The 516-nt window shown below is 62.2% G+C and carries 1 protein-coding gene; it reads right to left on the bottom strand.

What is annotated here, in order from left to right:
* On the bottom strand, nt 1–516 hold a 516-nt coding region (locus FFY45_RS21405), incomplete at both ends, for a glycoside hydrolase domain-containing protein (RefSeq protein WP_176341966.1).

Here is a 516-nt window from a genome sequence, read left to right as displayed (position 1 = left end):
GTCAGGCCCGGTGCCCCAGCGCGACGGCGTCGGTCCCATCACGAAGTCCAGCGTCGCGCCCTTTGCAATGTCCGCATGCGGCAACCAAGTCTTGCGCCAAGGTTTGCCGTTGACCCTGAGCGATTGCACATACACGTTTTTCGCCGAGTTCTGCGGCGCATTGACCACCAGTGTGCCGCCATTTGGCAGACGCACGCTGGCATGCTTGAACAGCGGCGAGCCGATCACATACTCCGGCGCGCCCATGCGCAGTGGATACAGCCCCAGCGCCGCGAACAGATACCACGCCGACATTTCGCCGTTGTCCTCATCGCCGGGATACCCCTGGCCGATCTCGCTGCCCAGATACAAGCGCGCAAGGATCTCGCGGGTGATGCGTTGCGTCTTCCACGGCTGCCCGGCGTACAGATACATCCATGGAAGATGATGCGCAGTCTGATTGCTATGCGCATACATGCCCATGCGCACATCGCGCGCTTCGGTCATCTCGTGGATGGTGTCGCCATACGAGCCGGC

The sequence above is a fragment of the Xanthomonas hortorum genome (assembly GCF_011305375.1).
Taxonomy (GTDB): Bacteria; Pseudomonadota; Gammaproteobacteria; order Xanthomonadales; family Xanthomonadaceae; genus Xanthomonas; species Xanthomonas hortorum_E.
Note: the sequence above shows the minus strand (reverse complement) of the source record. Positions and strands in the feature narration are given on the sequence as shown.